The 14765-nt window shown below is 74.1% G+C and carries 12 protein-coding genes; 9 read left to right on the top strand and 3 right to left on the bottom strand.

The genetic code is table 11. The features are described 5' to 3' along the window. Window positions 1-12: 12 nt before the first annotated feature. A complete protein-coding gene (locus tag EV383_RS19305; RefSeq protein ID WP_130291203.1) occupies window positions 13-1323 on the bottom strand; it encodes an APC family permease in 1311 nt (436 codons plus the stop codon). Between the two features lie 231 nt (window positions 1324-1554). Here EV383_RS19305 and EV383_RS19310 point away from each other — a divergent pair, with 231 nt between their 5' ends. The 3 genes from EV383_RS19310 (at window position 1555) to EV383_RS19320 (ending at window position 6070) form a co-directional block, all read left to right on the top strand. Next, complete coding sequence (locus EV383_RS19310; RefSeq protein WP_242623490.1) at window positions 1555-3054, top strand: leucyl aminopeptidase; 1500 nt, start codon at window positions 1555-1557, stop codon at window positions 3052-3054. A 91-nt stretch (window positions 3055-3145) separates the two neighbouring features. Next, a complete protein-coding gene (locus tag EV383_RS19315) occupies window positions 3146-5059 on the top strand; it encodes a serine/threonine-protein kinase (protein WP_130291205.1) in 1914 nt (637 codons plus the stop codon). 168 nt (window positions 5060-5227) lie between these two features. Then, window positions 5228-6070 carry an SDR family NAD(P)-dependent oxidoreductase gene (locus EV383_RS19320; protein ID WP_130291206.1) on the top strand — a complete coding sequence of 281 codons (843 nt, stop codon included), beginning with the start codon at window positions 5228-5230 and terminating at the stop codon, window positions 6068-6070. A gap of 66 nt (window positions 6071-6136) precedes the next feature. Here EV383_RS19320 and EV383_RS19325 read toward each other — a convergent pair whose 3' ends face one another. Further along, window positions 6137-6505: an oxidoreductase gene (locus tag EV383_RS19325; protein WP_130291207.1), complete on the bottom strand. Its 369-nt coding sequence runs from the start codon at window positions 6503-6505 to the stop codon at window positions 6137-6139. 181 nt (window positions 6506-6686) lie between these two features. Between EV383_RS19325 and lpdA the strand changes: the two genes are divergently transcribed. From lpdA to EV383_RS19355, 6 genes are all read left to right on the top strand, one after another. Further along, window positions 6687-8069, top strand: coding sequence for a dihydrolipoyl dehydrogenase (gene lpdA / locus EV383_RS19330; RefSeq protein ID WP_130291208.1), 1383 nt, complete (start codon window positions 6687-6689; stop codon window positions 8067-8069). A 68-nt stretch (window positions 8070-8137) separates the two neighbouring features. Next, window positions 8138-10042 (top strand): 2-oxoglutarate dehydrogenase, E2 component, dihydrolipoamide succinyltransferase, encoded by a 1905-nt coding sequence (sucB, locus tag EV383_RS19335; RefSeq protein WP_130291209.1) that lies wholly within the window; start codon window positions 8138-8140, stop codon window positions 10040-10042. 146 nt (window positions 10043-10188) lie between these two features. Continuing rightward, complete coding sequence (locus EV383_RS19340; protein ID WP_207223583.1) at window positions 10189-11079, top strand: TIGR01777 family oxidoreductase; 891 nt, start codon at window positions 10189-10191, stop codon at window positions 11077-11079. Next, window positions 11076-12374 (top strand): NAD(P)/FAD-dependent oxidoreductase, encoded by a 1299-nt coding sequence (locus tag EV383_RS19345; protein ID WP_130291211.1) that lies wholly within the window; start codon window positions 11076-11078, stop codon window positions 12372-12374. Before EV383_RS19340 ends, EV383_RS19345 begins: the two co-directional genes overlap by 4 nt. Before the next feature lie 26 nt (window positions 12375-12400). Next, entirely contained in the window at window positions 12401-13153 is a 753-nt protein-coding gene (lipB, locus tag EV383_RS19350) for a lipoyl(octanoyl) transferase LipB (protein ID WP_130291212.1), read from the top strand. A gap of 81 nt (window positions 13154-13234) precedes the next feature. Further along, window positions 13235-13744: an ArsR/SmtB family transcription factor gene (locus tag EV383_RS19355; protein ID WP_130291213.1), complete on the top strand. Its 510-nt coding sequence runs from the start codon at window positions 13235-13237 to the stop codon at window positions 13742-13744. Window positions 13745-13767: 23 nt separating this feature from the next. On the opposite strand, the gene EV383_RS19360 is transcribed toward EV383_RS19355, so the two are convergent. Then, window positions 13768-14703, bottom strand: a complete 936-nt coding sequence (locus tag EV383_RS19360; RefSeq protein ID WP_130291214.1) for an LLM class F420-dependent oxidoreductase — start codon at window positions 14701-14703, stop codon at window positions 13768-13770. Window positions 14704-14765: the final 62 nt, after the last annotated feature.

The following is a 14765-nucleotide window of genomic DNA, read 5'->3' on the forward strand; positions in this document are numbered from 1 at the left end:
GACCGTACCCGGCTATGCCGCCCGTTCCCCGGTCTCGCCGGGACGGGGCAGCTCGTCGTCGCCGCTCGCACGGGACGTGCGGGCCACGAGCGTGCTGAGCAACCAGCCCGCGACGAGCAGCACCGCGGTCGAGGCCGGTGCCCAGGTCGGCAGGCTCACCGCCAGCACGAGGCACAGCACCCCGCCGACGACGCCGACGACCAGCGTCCGCACCGACCGCCCGGGCAGCCGCAGCGCGGCGCCGTGCAGCAGCGCGTAGTGCACCAGCACCGCGCACGCCGAGACCGCCAGCGCGGTGACCGGCCCGACCAGCACCGTGACCAGCACGACGAGCAGCCCGCCGAGGAGGTCGGAGACCCACGGCGTGCCCCGTGACCCGGTCCGGGCCAGGAACCGGGGCAGCTCGCCGTCACGCGCCATCCGGGCGGCGTTCTGCGAGCCCCGCGACAGCACGGCCAGCAGCGCCGACCCGGTGGCCACCGCCGCCCCGACCCGGACGAGCACGCCCAGCGCGGGGCTGCCGCCGGTGTCGATCAGAGACGCCAGCGGGGTCGGCGAGGTCGAGAGGCGGTCGACGCCGAGACCGTTCAGCAGGGCCCCGGACACGGCGAGGAAGATCACGCCCGCGATCACCACGGCGATCGTCGACGCCCGCCGGACGGTGCGCAGCGGGTCCCGCAGGCTGCCCCCGAGCTCGGCGACCCGCGACGTCCCGGCGAAGGCGAAGAACACGAACGCGGCGGCGGTCAGCACCCCGAACGCGCTCCCCGGTACGGCGGCCTGCAGGGTCGCCACCGGCAGCTCCGCCGACGTCCCGGCCGCGGCCGCCGACTCCAGCGCGGCCGACGGACCCGACGGCCCGGACGGGAACGCGCCGACGATCGTGACCATCAGCAGGACGACCGCCGCCCCGGCGACCAGCCCGCGGCAGGCGCTCACCGAGATCCGCACCCCGGCCGCGTTCAGCCCGATCACCACCAGCACCGCGAGGATCGCCACCGGCACCGGCTGCGACGGCAGTACGTAGGCGCCGAACACCCCCGCCGCGGCGGCCGCGGCGGCCCCGCGGGCGACCAGGCGGGCGACGCCGGCCAGGCGTCCGGCCGCGGGCGGCAGGTCCGTCGGCACCAGCCCACCCCCACCCGGACGGGCGGCGGTCAGGTCGGCGATCGCGGAGACGTTGCACAGCGCCACGACCAGGGCGAGGAGGACGGCCAGCGGCAACCAGGGCCCCGCGGCGGCCGCGGCGGGCGCGAACGCCGCGTACAGGCCGGTACCGAGCATCGCGGCGAGCGCCACGACGACGGCCGTCGCGGTACTCACTCGGTGCAGAGGTCCGGGCACCGCGCCACCATGCCATCCGACCCTGTGTCAAGGGGCGCCGCGGGGGTGTCATTAGCATTTCGGTCCGGTCTCGGCGTGCCGCGACGTGCACTCCGGGAGACAGTGACCTCCTTCCCGGACCCCTCCCCACGACCGTCACAGGAGCCGCCCGTGCCTTCGCAGCCGTCCTCCCCGCAGGCCACCCCCGGCCCGGCCACCCCCGCGCCGCAGCTGCGCGCCCTCTCCGGCTCCGCGGCCACCGCGGAGGCCGACGCGCTCGTGGTCGGCCTGTACGCCGGGGAGAACGGGGCCGACGAGGCGGCGAAGGAGGGCGCGCCCAAGCCCGCACCCGTCCTCGCCCCCGGTGCCGACGACGTCGACGCGGCGTTCGGCGGCGAGCTCGCGGCGCTGCTGGCGACGGTCGGGGCCACCGGCAAGGCCGAGCAGGTCGTGAAGCTCCCGACCCGCGGTGCGGTGTCCGCGCCGCTGCTCCTCGCCGTGGGGCTCGGTAAGGCGGCCGAGGCGAACGACGACGTCGTGCGCCGCGCGGCCGGGTCCGCGGCCCGCGCGCTGGCCGGCAGCGCACACGTCGTCAGCACGCTCGGTGCCGTCGACGCCGGGGCCGCGGTGCAGGGCGCCGTGCTCGGCGGCTACGTGTTCGACGAGTTCCGCTCCCGGGCCGACTCCTCGTCCGCGCCCGCCGCGCTGCTCGAGGTGACCGGGACCGACGAGGAGACGGTGCGCCGCGCCGGGCTCGTCGCCGACGCCGTCCGCACGGCGCGGGACCTGGTCAACACCCCGCCGTCGGCGCTGTACCCGGAGACGTTCGCGGCGCGTGCCGTCGCGCTCGGCGAGGACGCCGGCCTGACGGTCGAGGTGCTCGACGACACCGAGCTCCGCGAGGGCGGCTACGGCGGGATCACCGGCGTCGGGCAGGGCTCCTCGCGCGGGCCGCGGCTGGTCCGGCTCAGCTGGACCGGCGGTGCGTCGCCGCGGGCGAAGGTCGCTCTCGTCGGCAAGGGCATCACGTTCGACACCGGCGGTATCTCGATCAAGCCCGCCGCGAACATGGACCACATGACCTCGGACATGGGCGGTGCCGCGGCGGTGATCGCCGCGACCGTCCTGGCCGCGCGCCTGGAGCTGCCGGTCGCCGTCACCGCGACCGTGCCGATGGCCGAGAACATGCCGTCGGACACCGCCTACCGGCCCGGTGACGTGCTCACCATGTACGGCGGCAAGACCGTCGAGGTGCTCAACACCGACGCCGAGGGACGGCTCGTGCTCGGCGACGCGATGGTCCGCGCCGGCGAGGACTCCCCCGACTACCTGATCGAGACCTCGACGCTGACCGGTGCCCAGCTGGTCGCGCTCGGCGGCCGCACCGCCGGGATCATGGGGGCCGCGGAGTTCCGGGACCGGGTCACCGCGCACGCCATCGCCACCGGTGAGGACGGCTGGGCGATGCCGCTGCCCGAGTACCTCCGCGCCGACCTGGACTCGCGTGTCGCCGACATCGCCAACGTCACCGGGAACCGCTTCGGCGGGATGCTCGCGGCGGGGCTGTTCCTGCGCGAGTTCGTCCCGGCCGGGGTGCCGTGGGCGCACATCGACGTCGCCGGCCCGGCCTTCAACACCGGCGGGGCGCGCGGCTACACGACCAAGGGCGGCACCGGCGTCCCGGTCCGCACGATCCACGCCGTCCTGGAGGACATCGCCGCCAACGGCTGACCCGGTGCGGCGTGCAGGCGAGACGGTGTCGCCAGACCTCACCCTCCCCGCCCGTTCGTGAGATCATTCCGACCCTTGGGAGGGGGGCCGGGTGGAGACGTTCGGGAGTTACCGGCTGATCGAACAGGTCGGCCACGGCGGCATGGGTGAGGTCTGGAAGGCACAGGACACCCGGATGGACGACCGCTGGGTGGCGCTCAAGAGACTTCTCCCGGACCTCGCCGACCAGGCGGAGTTCCGGCGCCGTTTCCAGCTCGAGGGCAACATCGCGGCGAAGCTGAGCGAGGTCCACGTCGTTCCGGTGCACTCCGTCGGCGAGATCGACGGGCAGCTGTACATCGACATGCGCTGGATCGAGGGCGCGACGCTCAAGGCCAGGATGCTCACCGCTCACCCAACTCCCAAGGCCGCAGTGGAGATCGTCGCCGACGTCGCGGGGGCGCTCGACGCAGCACACGCCGCGGGTCTGGTCCACCGCGACGTCAAGCCTGCGAACATCATGCTGACGCCGAACGGCCACACCTACCTGATCGATTTCGGCCTCGGTCGCGGGGTCAACCAGGGCGACGGCCTGTCGCTCACCCGGCCGGGCCACGTGTGGGGAACCCCTGGCTACATCGCGCCGGAGCGCATGGCCGGCGTCCCGGACGGGCCGCGTGGCGACGTGTACTCGCTGGCCTGCGTGCTGTTCGAGCTGTTGGCCGGCTCACGTGCGTTCCCCGACGGCGACGTGAACGACGACGAACGCCCGGATCCGTCTGCGCTCCGGTCCGACATCCCGAAGGCGCTCTCCGCGGTCGTCCGGCGCGGTATGGATCGGGATCCCGAGCGACGCCACGGCTCGGCGGGTGAGTTCGCCCACGCCGCGCGCAAGGCGCTGAAGGGCAAACGGCGCGACCGCCCGACCTCGCCGAGGGCACCCGGCGGCGGATCCGCGAGCGCCGGTCACGGCCCCGGCGGAACCAAGATCGACCGGCCGCGCGCGGCTACCGCTTCACCCCGCTCGGGTACGGCTTCGAAATTGTTCGCCGGCGCCCTCGTGGTGAGCCTGACCGCCGCGGTCGTCTGGTTTACCACCGGCCCGTCCGGAGACCAGGATGCTGCCGCTCAACTGCCCGCGATCCAGGTCGCCCGGTCCCCGGGCTCGGTCGCGGTGACACCCGACGGCCGTACGCTCGTCGTTCCGGACTCCGAGCGCGGGACCGTCAACGTCGCGGACCTGAAAACCCGAGCGGTGGTCGACCAGATCCAGGTGGGAGCCGACCCCAGGGCCGTGGTTCTCGACCGTTCCGGACGTCGCGCCTACGTGACCAACGCCGGCTCGGGCACCCTCTCGGTGATCGACGTGCCGGGCCGGAAGATCGCCGCGACGATCCGGGTCGGCGACTCCCCGACGTCGGCGATCCTGCAGAACGACGGGTCACGCATCTTCGTCGGCAATGAGGGGTCGGCGGACGTCGTCGTCGTCGACACGCGGACGAACGCGGTCGTGGACACGATCGGGATCGGGTTCTTGTGGACGACGGAGGTACACGGGCTCGCGTTGTCCCAGGACGGCACGCGTCTGCTCGCCACGGTCGACACGGACCTGGGTTCCGACACCGTCGCCGTGATCGACGTCCGCGAGGGGCGGGTCCAGCGGGAGATCGAGGTCGGCGATGAGCCGCGCGGTGTCGCGATCAGCGCCGACGGAAAACAGGGGTACGTCGCGAACTCCGACTCCGGGACCGTCTCGGTCGTCGATCTGACCAACTCGGCGGTCGTGACCGACGTCGAGATCGGCGGGGCACCCACCGAGCTCGTACGACGGCCGGACGGGAAGGCCGTCTACGTGACGAACCCCTCCGGCGGTGTGGCGACGCTCGACACGGCCACCAATCGCGCCCCGTCCGAACGGCTCGCCGGCGACACCACGGCGACCGAGATGGCCCTGGCGCCGGATGGCCGGTCCGCCTACCTCGTCGGACCGGGAAGTCCGGAACTCAATGTCGTCGACCTGCCCTGAGCTCGCCGAGTCCCGCCGAGTGGCCGGCGGGTCCACCGGCCACACCTCGGCCGCACCGTCATGGCTGTCGCGGTGACACGATCGCATCGGGCTACGACGTTTCGCCTGCTCGGACGAGCACCGGTCGTCGGCTACCGATCGGTAACCGGTCGCGGCATACTGCGCTCCATGATCGGTCGCAGCGCACACTCCGTCCCCTCGCACACACCCCGTTCCGCCGTGGTCACCGGCGCCGCGCGGGGTATCGGCGAGGCCATCGCCACCGAGCTCGTCGGGCGCGGCTACCGGGTGCTGGTGACCGACCTCGACGCGGCGGCGGCGCAGGCGACCGCGGACCGGATCGGTGCCGCGGGCGGGTGCGCCTACGACGTCACCGACCCCGCCGCCGCCCACGACGTCGCGAAGCGGGCCCGCGAGATCGCCCCGCTGGGTGCGTGGGTGAGCAACGCCGGCGTCGGGTTCGACGGCACGGTGACCGAGCTGAGCGAGGCCCACGCCCGTGCGCTCGTCGAGATCAACACGATGGGCCCGATCTGGGGCTGCCGGGCCGCCCTGGCCGCGTTCCGGGAGCAGGCCGGGGCGGGGACGGCGCGCGGCGGCGAGATCGGGGTGACCGTGTCGCTGTCCGCGCTCGGGCCGGTGCCGGGGCTCTCGGTCTACGCGGCGTCCAAGGCGGGTGCGCTGTCGATGGTGTCCGGGCTGGCCTCGGAGGTCCGCGCCGAGGGGGTCCGAGTGCACGCGATCTGCCCGGACGGGGTCAACACCGAGCTGCTGCGCTCGATGAAGCCCGGTGGGCAGGCCCAGGCCCTGATCCGCTCCGGGATGCTCGTCACACCGGAGCAGGTCGCCCAGGGCCTGGTCGGGATGTTCGGCACGTCGCGGGTCTACCGGACGATCCCCGGCTGGCGCGGGGCGATCATGCGCCTGACCGCGCTGGCCCCCGGCCCGGTGCTGCGCCTGGAGCCGGCGATGCGCGCCATCGGCGCCCGCCGCGCCAGGTCCCTGCGCTGACGAGGTCGTGCGCGGAAAACGCTGCCGGGGCGACGGTCTCCGCGCACGGGTGGGGTCGGCCCGGGGTCAGCTCTCGTCGGCCAGGCGGCGACGCATGTCCTGCTCCCGGGAGCGCTTGCGCAGGATCCGTTCCCGCGAGTCGTGGTCGCGCATGCGCTGCGGGTAGCCCACGAGCTGCACGTCGTAGATCGGGATCTTCATCGAACGGGCGAGCTTCTTCGCCTTGTTCGGGCTCCCGACGCGCCGCCGCGTCCACTCGCCGTCGTGCGCGACGAGCACGACCGTCGTCTCCGTCATCAGCGTCGAGGGCTCGACGAACGCCTCCACGCCGACCCGCGTGCGCTCCCAGTCCCGCAGGTGCGCCTCGGGACTCGTCCCGGCCGCCCCGGCCGACTTCCCGGCCCGCCCGGGCCGGAACCTGTCCAGCAGACCCATGCCACCCACCTCCGCTCTCCCCGCGACGCCACCCCGTGGCGTGCGTGATCTCCCCCTGCAACGTGCGGGAGGTCCGATTCGCTCCCGACGCCCCACCTGGCGTTGTCGGGCCGGAGTGACAAGATGGGCGTCGCGTGAGGTCACGGGCTTCGATGGCGGTGACCGGGAGGGAGCGAGCGCGGTGGCCGAGCACACTGCCGACCTGGTGATCCTGGGTGGTGGATCGGGCGGGTACGCCTGCGCGCTGCGCGCCGCCGAGCTCGGTCTGTCGGTCGTGCTGGTGGAGAAGGACAAGCTCGGCGGCACCTGCCTGCACCGCGGCTGCATCCCCACCAAGGCCCTGCTGCACGCCGCCGAGGTCGCCGACCACGCCCGCGACGGAGCCAGGGTCGGGGTCCGTTCGACGCTCGACGGCATCGACATGACCGGCGTGAACTCCTACAAGGACGGCGTCGTCACCAAGCTGTACAAGGGCCTGCAGGGGCTGGTGTCCTCCCGCGGGATCACCCTCGTCGAGGGCGCCGGGACGTTCGTCGGACCGCGGACGGTCCGGGTGGGTGATGATCGCTACACCGGCACCGACGTGGTCCTCGCCACCGGCTCCTACGCGCGGAGCCTGCCCGGCCTCGAGCTGGGCGGCCGGGTCGTCACCTCGGACGGTGCGATCTCCCTCGACGACGTGCCGGAGCGGGTCGTGGTGCTCGGCGGCGGCGTCATCGGGGTCGAGTTCGCGAGCGTGTGGCGCTCGTTCGGGGCCGAGGTCACGATCGTCGAGGCCCTGCCCCGGCTCGTCCCGGCCGAGGACGAGTTCGCCTCGAAGCTGCTGGAACGCGCGTTCCGCCGTCGCAAGATCAAATTCAAGACCGGCGTGCGGTTCACCGGCGCCACCCGGACCGGCGACGCCGTCACCGTCACCCTGGAGTCCGGCGAGGAGATCGAGGCGGACCTGCTGCTGGTCGCCGTCGGACGGGGCCCGAACACCACCGGGCACGGCTACTCCGACGCCGGCCTGGCGATGGACGGCGGCTTCGTCACCGTCGACGAGCGCCTGCGCACCAACCTCGACGGCGTCCGTGCCGTCGGTGACATCACCCGGGGCCTGCAGCTGGCCCACCGGGGCTTCGCGCACGGGATCTTCGTCGCCGAGGACGTCGCCGGGCTCGCCCCCGAGCCGATCGCCGAGGCCGGCATCCCGCGGGTCACCTACTGCGACCCCGAGATCGCCTCGGTCGGCCTGACCGAGGAGCAGGCCCGCGACGTGCACGGCGACGTGCAGACCGTGACCTACGACCTGTCCGGCAACGGCAAGTCGCAGATCCTGCAGACCGCCGGGGCCGTCAAACTGATCAAGGCGGGAGCGGAGGGCACCGACGGACCGGTCGTCGGCGTGCACATGGTCGGCTCCCGGGTCGGCGAACTGGTCGGTGAGGCCCAGCTCGTCTACAACTGGGAGGCGCTCCCCGCCGACGTCGCGTCGTTGATCCACGCCCACCCCACCCAGAACGAGGCGCTGGGCGAGGCCCATCTCGCGCTCGCCGGCAAACCCCTGCACACGCACGGCTGACCCGCCCACCCACAGCGGGGCCGGCCACGACCCCGAACACCCACGCGGAAAGAGGAGCTCGACCCGATATGGCCTTCACCGTTCAGATGCCCGCCCTGGGCGAGAGTGTCACCGAGGGCACCGTCACCCGTTGGCTCAAGGCCGAGGGTGACACCGTCGAGGTCGACGAGCCGTTGCTCGAGGTCTCCACGGACAAGGTGGACACCGAGATCCCCTCGCCCGCCGCGGGCACCCTCGAGCGCATCGTCGCCGCCGAGGACGACACCGTCGAGGTCGGCGGCGACCTCGCCGTGATCGGCGACGGCTCCGGCGGAGGCGGCGAGTCCTCCGGTGGGGAGGAGAAGGCCGAGGAGGCCGACGAGGCCCCGGCGCAGGAGCCCGCCCAGGAGGAGGCCCCGGCGCAGGAGGAGAGCGAGCCGGAGCCGGCCGCCGCGTCGGGCGGGTCCTCGGGCGGTTCGTCCGGCGGCGGTTCCGGGACCCCGGTGACCATGCCCGAGCTGGGCGAGAGCGTCACCGAGGGCACGGTCACGCGCTGGCTCAAGCAGGTCGGTGACGAGGTCGCGGTCGACGAGCCGCTGCTCGAGGTGTCCACCGACAAGGTCGACACCGAGATCCCCTCGCCGGTCGCGGGCACGCTGCTCGAGCACTCGGCGAACGAGGACGACACGGTCGAGGTCGGCGGGCAGCTCGCCGTCATCGGGGACGCGTCCGCCGCTTCCTCCGACGGCGGCGGTTCCTCCGAGCCCGAGCCGGAGAAGAAGGCCGAGCCCGAGGAGAAGGCCGAGCCGGAGGTCGCCCGGCAGAAGGCCTCGCCCAAGTCCGAGGGCAGCGCCCCGCCGAAGGACGACGCCCCGGACGCGAAGGACCGCGCGACCCAGACCGAGGAGAAGGCCCCCGCCCAGGAGGACTCGACCCGGCAGAGCTCCGCGCCGGCCTCCGGTGGCGGCAGCGGCTCCGGCGGTGGCAGCGGCGCCGGTGACAACGGCTCGTCCGGCGACCGTCCCTACGTCACTCCCCTCGTCCGCAAGCTGGCCCAGGAGAACGACATCGACCTGTCGTCGGTCACCGGCAGCGGTGTCGGCGGCCGGATCCGCAAGCAGGACGTGCTGGCCGCGGCCGAGGAGAAGAAGGCCCCGGTCGCGTCCCCGGCTCCCGCGGAGTCGGCACCGGCGGTGTCCGCGCCCTCGGGCGGCGGCTCGTCCGCCCCGAAGACCCCGCAGGCCGTCCCGACCCGTCCGGACAACGCCCCGGAGCCGGGCAGCACCGTCAAGCTGCCGCGCCTTCGCCAGGTGATCGCGCAGCGGATGACCGAGTCGCTGTCGACGTCGGCGCAGCTCACGACGGTCCAGGAGGTCGACCTCACCCGGATCACGAAGCTGCGCGCCCGGGTCAAGGACGAGTTCCGCCGTCGCGAGGGCGCGAACCTGACCTTCCTCGGGTTCATCGCCAAGGCCACCGTCGAGGCGCTCAAGGCCTTCCCGGCCGTCAACGCCTCGATCAGCGAGGACGGCAAGCAGGTCACCTACCACGGTGCGGTCCACCTGGGCATCGCCGTGGACACCCCGCGCGGCCTCCTGGTCCCGGTGATCAAGAACGCCGACGACCTGAGTCTCGCCGGGCTGGCGAAGAACATCGCCGACGTGGCGGCCCGCACCCGGGACAACAAGATCGGCCCGGACGAGCTGTCGGGCGGCACCTTCACGATCACGAACATCGGGTCCGCGGGCGCGCTGTTCGACACCCCGATCATCAACCAGCCCCAGGTCGGCATCCTGGGCACCGGGGCGATCAGCAAGGAGCCGAAGGTCATCACCTCGGCCGAGGGCGACGACGTCATCGCCGTCCGCTCGGTGTGCTTCCTGCCGCTGACCTACGACCACCGCCTGGTCGACGGCGCGGACGCGGGCCGCTTCCTCTCCGCGATCCGGGCCCGCCTGGAGGAGGGCGCGTTCGAGGCCGAGCTGGGTCTCTGACGCACCTCCCTGCCGGCGCGGGAGTCCCCTGACCGGTGCAACGAGCGTGACGTTCGTGGCGTGGATCGCCACGGACGTCACGCTCGTTCGCGTTCGGGGGCACCCCCGGCGCGCGCGTTCCCCCCGCCTCCGGAAGGATCGACGCCGTGCGAGTCGTGGTGGCCGGTTCGTCCGGTCTGATCGGAACGGCCCTGGTCGCCCACCTGCGGGGCGCGGGGCACGAGGTGCTGCGCCTGGTACGGCGCACCCCCGCCGCCCCCGACGAGCGGGGCTGGGACCCGCCGTCGGGGCGTCTGGACGAGGGCGCGCTGGACGGTGCGGACGCCGTGGTGAACCTGGGCGGGGTCGGCATCGCCGACCGGCCGTGGAGCGGTGCCCGCAAGCAGGCGGTGCGCGACTCCCGCAACGTGCCCACCGACGTGCTCGCCACCGCGGTGGCACGGCACGGGGTCCCGACGATGATCAGCGGCTCGGCGGTGGGCTACTACGGCGACACCGGCGACCGGGAGACCGACGAGTCCGGCCCCTCGGGCAGCGGGTTCCTCGCCGACGTCTGCCGCGACTGGGAGGCAGCCGCCGCCCCCGCCGCGGACGCCGGCGCGCGGGTCGTGCTGATCCGCACCGGACTGGTGCTCTCCCCCTCCGGCGGGCTGCTGGCCAAGGTCCGCCCGCTGTTCAAGGGCTTCCTCGGCGCCCGTCTCGGCTCCGGGCGCCAGTACATGCCCTGGATCTCCCTCGACGACGAGATCTCCGCGATCCGCTTCGCCGTGGAGAACGACGCGCTGCGCGGCCCGGTCAACCTGACCGGCCCGGTCCCGGTGACCAACGCCGAGTTCACCACCGAGCTCGGGCACGCCGTCGGCCGTCCCACGCCGATGGCCGTGCCGGCGTTCGTCATCACCGCGGGACTGGGCGAGCTGGGCCGCGAGACGCTGCTCATGGGCCAGCGGGCGGTACCGAAGGCGCTCCACGACGCCGGGTTCCAGTTCCGCCACCACACCATCGGCGACGCGCTGTCGGCCGCGGTCGGCACGTGAGCGCCGGCGCGACGAGCTCGGGAGCGGCCCCCGCCGGGGACGGCACCCCGGACGTCCTGATCGTCGGTGCCGGTCTGGCCGGGCTGCGCGCCGCACGGGTGCTGCACCGGGCCGGGCTGTCGGTGAAAATCCTGGAGGCCTCGGACCGGGTCGGCGGCCGGATGGCGACCGACGTCGTCGACGGGTTCCGCTGCGACCGCGGGTTTCAGGTCCTCAACACCTCCTACCCCGCGCTGCACGCCGCCCTGGCCCCGCACGGGCTGGACTCCCTCGGGGTGCGCCCGTTCGAGCCGGGTGCGGCGATCCGCGCCGGCGACGGGGAGCTGCACACGTTCGTCAACCCGCTGCGCCGTCCCGGCGGCGCGCCCGCCACGGCGCTGGACGACCTGTTCGGCCCGCTGGACAAGGCCCGTCTCGTCGCCTGGACCGCGCGCGTGCTGGCGTCCCCGCCGTCGCGGACCGCGGCCCGCATCCGCGACTCCGGCGCCGACGACCTGGCCGCGGCCGGGCTCGGCGGGCCGGTCACCGACCGGTTCCTGCGCCCGTTCCTGTCCGGGGTGCTCGGTGAGACCGCGCTGCAGACGTCGTCGGCGTTCGTGCGGCTGGTGTGGCGCAGCTTCGCCCTCGGCACGATCGTCGTCCCGGACGACGGCATGGAGGCCCTGCCCCGGCGCCTCGCCGCCGGCCTGCCCGACGGCACGGTCGAGTTCGGGGTGCGCGTGCACGAGGTGACGGGCGGATCGCGGCCGTCGGTGCGCACCGACCACGGCGCGCACAGCGCCCGCGCGGTGCTCGTCGCCGCCGACCCGCGCACCGCGGCGTCGCTGCTGCCCGGGGTCGCCGAGCCCACGATGAACGCGCTGACCACCTGGTTCCACACACCGCCGGTCGCGCCGACCGGGGAGGCGCTGCTGCACCTCGACGGCACCGGCGGTCCGGTCGTCAACACCATGGTCATGACGGCCGCAGCGCCGGGCTACTCCGCCAGCGGGCGCCCGCTGGTGGCGTCGTCGGTGGTCGGGGTGCCGGGACCGGACGGGATCGGCGAGGCCGGGGTGCGGCGCGAGCTGGCCCGGATCTACGGCGTGCCGACCGACGACTGGGAGCACGTGCACACCGCGGAGATCCCCGAGGCGCTGCCGCTGTTCCCCGCCGGACGCCCGGTCCGCCGCGACGTCGAGCTCGGCGACGGCCTGTTCGTCGCCGGCGACCACCGCGACACCCCGTCGACGCAGGGTGCGCTGGTCAGCGGCCGCCGTGCCGCGCAGGCGGTGCTCTCCTCCCTCGGGAGGTAGGGCGCGCACGGGGGTAGTTTGGGGTCATGCCCGACGCACACTCGTCCTGTCGCCGCAGCTCCGACCCGGTCCGGGTGGACCGTCTCGGACGGGTGGAGTACCAGCGGGCCTGGGACACGCAGAAGGCGAACGCGGCCGCGCGGCGCGACGGCTCCGGGCCGGACGTGCTGATGCTGCTCGAGCACCCGGCGGTCTACACCGCGGGGCGGCGCACGCAGCCCGAGGACCGGCCGGTCGACGGCACGCCGGTGATCGACGTCGACCGCGGCGGGCGGATCACCTGGCACGGGCCGGGCCAGCTCGTCGGGTACCCGATCGTGCAGCTGTCCGAGCCGATGGACGTCGTCGACTACGTGCGACGCCTGGAGGAGGCGCTGATCGCCGTCGTCGACGGTCTCGGGGTCCCCGGCGCCGGCCGCGTGGACGGGCGCAGCGGCGTCTGGCTCCCCGCAGCCGGCGGCCGTCCGGAGCGCAAGGTCGCCGCGATCGGCGTCCGCATCGCCGGTGGGGTCACCCAGCACGGCTTCGCGATCAACTGCGACCCCGACCTCGGCGACTTCGGCCGGATCGTGCCCTGCGGGATCGCCGACGCCGGGGTCAGCTCCCTGTCGGCCGAGCTGGGCCGCGACGTCACCGTCGACGAGGTGACCGGGACCGTCACGACGGCGGTGCTCGACGCCCTCGAGGGACGCCTGCCGGTGCGCCCGCACGAGGTCGCACGTCCGGAGACGCCCGCCGCCGCGGGCCTGAACCTGCAGCTGCACCCGTCCCTGCGGTGATCGTTTGACCCGGCTCCACCACGCGCCTAGCCTCGTACGTGATTCCGGAATTCCGGAGAACGTCGGAGGGAGGAAGCGACCGTGGTCGAGCACGCCCCCTCGACGGACCCCGCGACCGACTCCCGGCTCGAGGAGCTGGAACGCCGGCTGCGCGACGTCGAGCGTGCTCTCGGGGGCGGTGCCCCGGATCCCGGCCCCGTCCGTGCGGAGGGCGACCCCGGGACCGTGCACTACGGCGGCGACGTGCACCTGTACGGCGACATCTCCTGGCAGTGCACCTACGACGCCGGCGCCACCTTGGACCTCGACGACGACCCGCGCACGTCCGTGCTCAGCGCACTCGGGCACCCGGTGCGGGTGCGGATCGTGCGCAGCCTGTTGCGCGGCCCGCGCGGGACCGCCGAGCTCGGCGAGGCTGCGGAGCTGGCCTCGACCGGGCAGCTCTACCACCACCTGCGCGCCCTGACCCACTGCGGCCTGGTCGAGCAGGACGGGCGCGGCAGCTACCGGATCGCGCCGCGCACCGTCGTCCCGGCGCTGGTCCTGCTCACCGCCGCCGCTGATATCGCGGGCCAGCTCGGGGCGGGCTGACCCGACAGCAGGCCGCGGTGGGCCTACGCCAGCTGCGGCAGCACGTCGGAGGCGAACGCCTCGATGTGCGCGAGGTCGGACAGGTCGAGGATCTGCAGGTAGACGCGGTCGATGCGGGCGTCGTCGCGCCACTGGCCGAGCAGGTCGACGAGCTCGCCAGGGGTGCCTCCGAGGGCGGAGTTCCGGACGACGTCGACGCCCCGGCCGACCGCGGCGGCCCGGCTCTTGACCTCGGCCTCGTCGCGGCCCAGGCAGAGCATCTGCGCCGTCGAGCGGACGATGCTGCCCGGGTCCCGGCCGGCGTCCTCACACGCCCGGTCGACCCGCTCGAACTGCTCGACCGCACGGTCGATCGGCGCGAACGGGACGTTGAACTCGTCGGCGAACCGCGCGGCCAGGCCGGGGGTCCGCTTCGGGCCCATACCGCCGAGCACGATCGGCGGGCGCGGTGACTGCACCGGGCGCGGCAGGGCCGGCGACCCGGAGATCGTGTAGTGGTCCCCGGAGTAGTCGAACGTCTCCCCCGGCGCCGTCGCCCACAGCCCGGTGATGATCTCCAGCTGCTCGGTGTAGCGCTCGAAACGCTCCCCCAGCGGCGGGAACGGGATGCCGTACGCGGCGTGCTCGGCGTCGAACCAGCCCGAGCCCAGGCCCAGCTCGACACGTCCACCGGACATCTGGTCGACCTGCGCGACGGCCACCGCCAGCGGTCCGGGGAGCCGGAACGTCGCCGAGGTGACGAGCGTGCCCAGACGGATCCGGCTGGTCTCGCGGGCCAGTGCGGCCAGGGTCAGCCACGCGTCGGTGGGGCCGGGCTCGCCGCTGCCGTCGCCCATCGCGAGGAAGTGGTCGGAGCGGAAGAACGCGTCGAACCCGGCGTCCTCGGTCGTGCGCGCGACGCGGAGCAGGTCGTCGTAGGTGGCGCCCTGCTGGGGCTCGGTGAAGATCCGGAAGTCCACGTCCGCGAACGCTAGCGGGTGCGCTGCCCGGCGGCGCGGTGCGCGCCCCTAGGGTTCGGCGG

This window comes from Pseudonocardia sediminis, from assembly GCF_004217185.1.
Classification (GTDB): domain Bacteria; phylum Actinomycetota; class Actinomycetes; order Mycobacteriales; family Pseudonocardiaceae; genus Pseudonocardia; species Pseudonocardia sediminis.

Coding starts and splice junctions, on each gene's coding strand:
- EV383_RS19320 (WP_130291206.1), top strand. CDS start 5,228: ATGATCGGTCGCAGCGCACACTCCGTCCCCTCGCACACACCCCGTTCC.
- EV383_RS19325 (WP_130291207.1), bottom strand. CDS start 6,505: ATGGGTCTGCTGGACAGGTTCCGGCCCGGGCGGGCCGGGAAGTCGGCC.
- sucB (WP_130291209.1), top strand. CDS start 8,138: ATGGCCTTCACCGTTCAGATGCCCGCCCTGGGCGAGAGTGTCACCGAG.
- lipB (WP_130291212.1), top strand. CDS start 12,401: ATGCCCGACGCACACTCGTCCTGTCGCCGCAGCTCCGACCCGGTCCGG.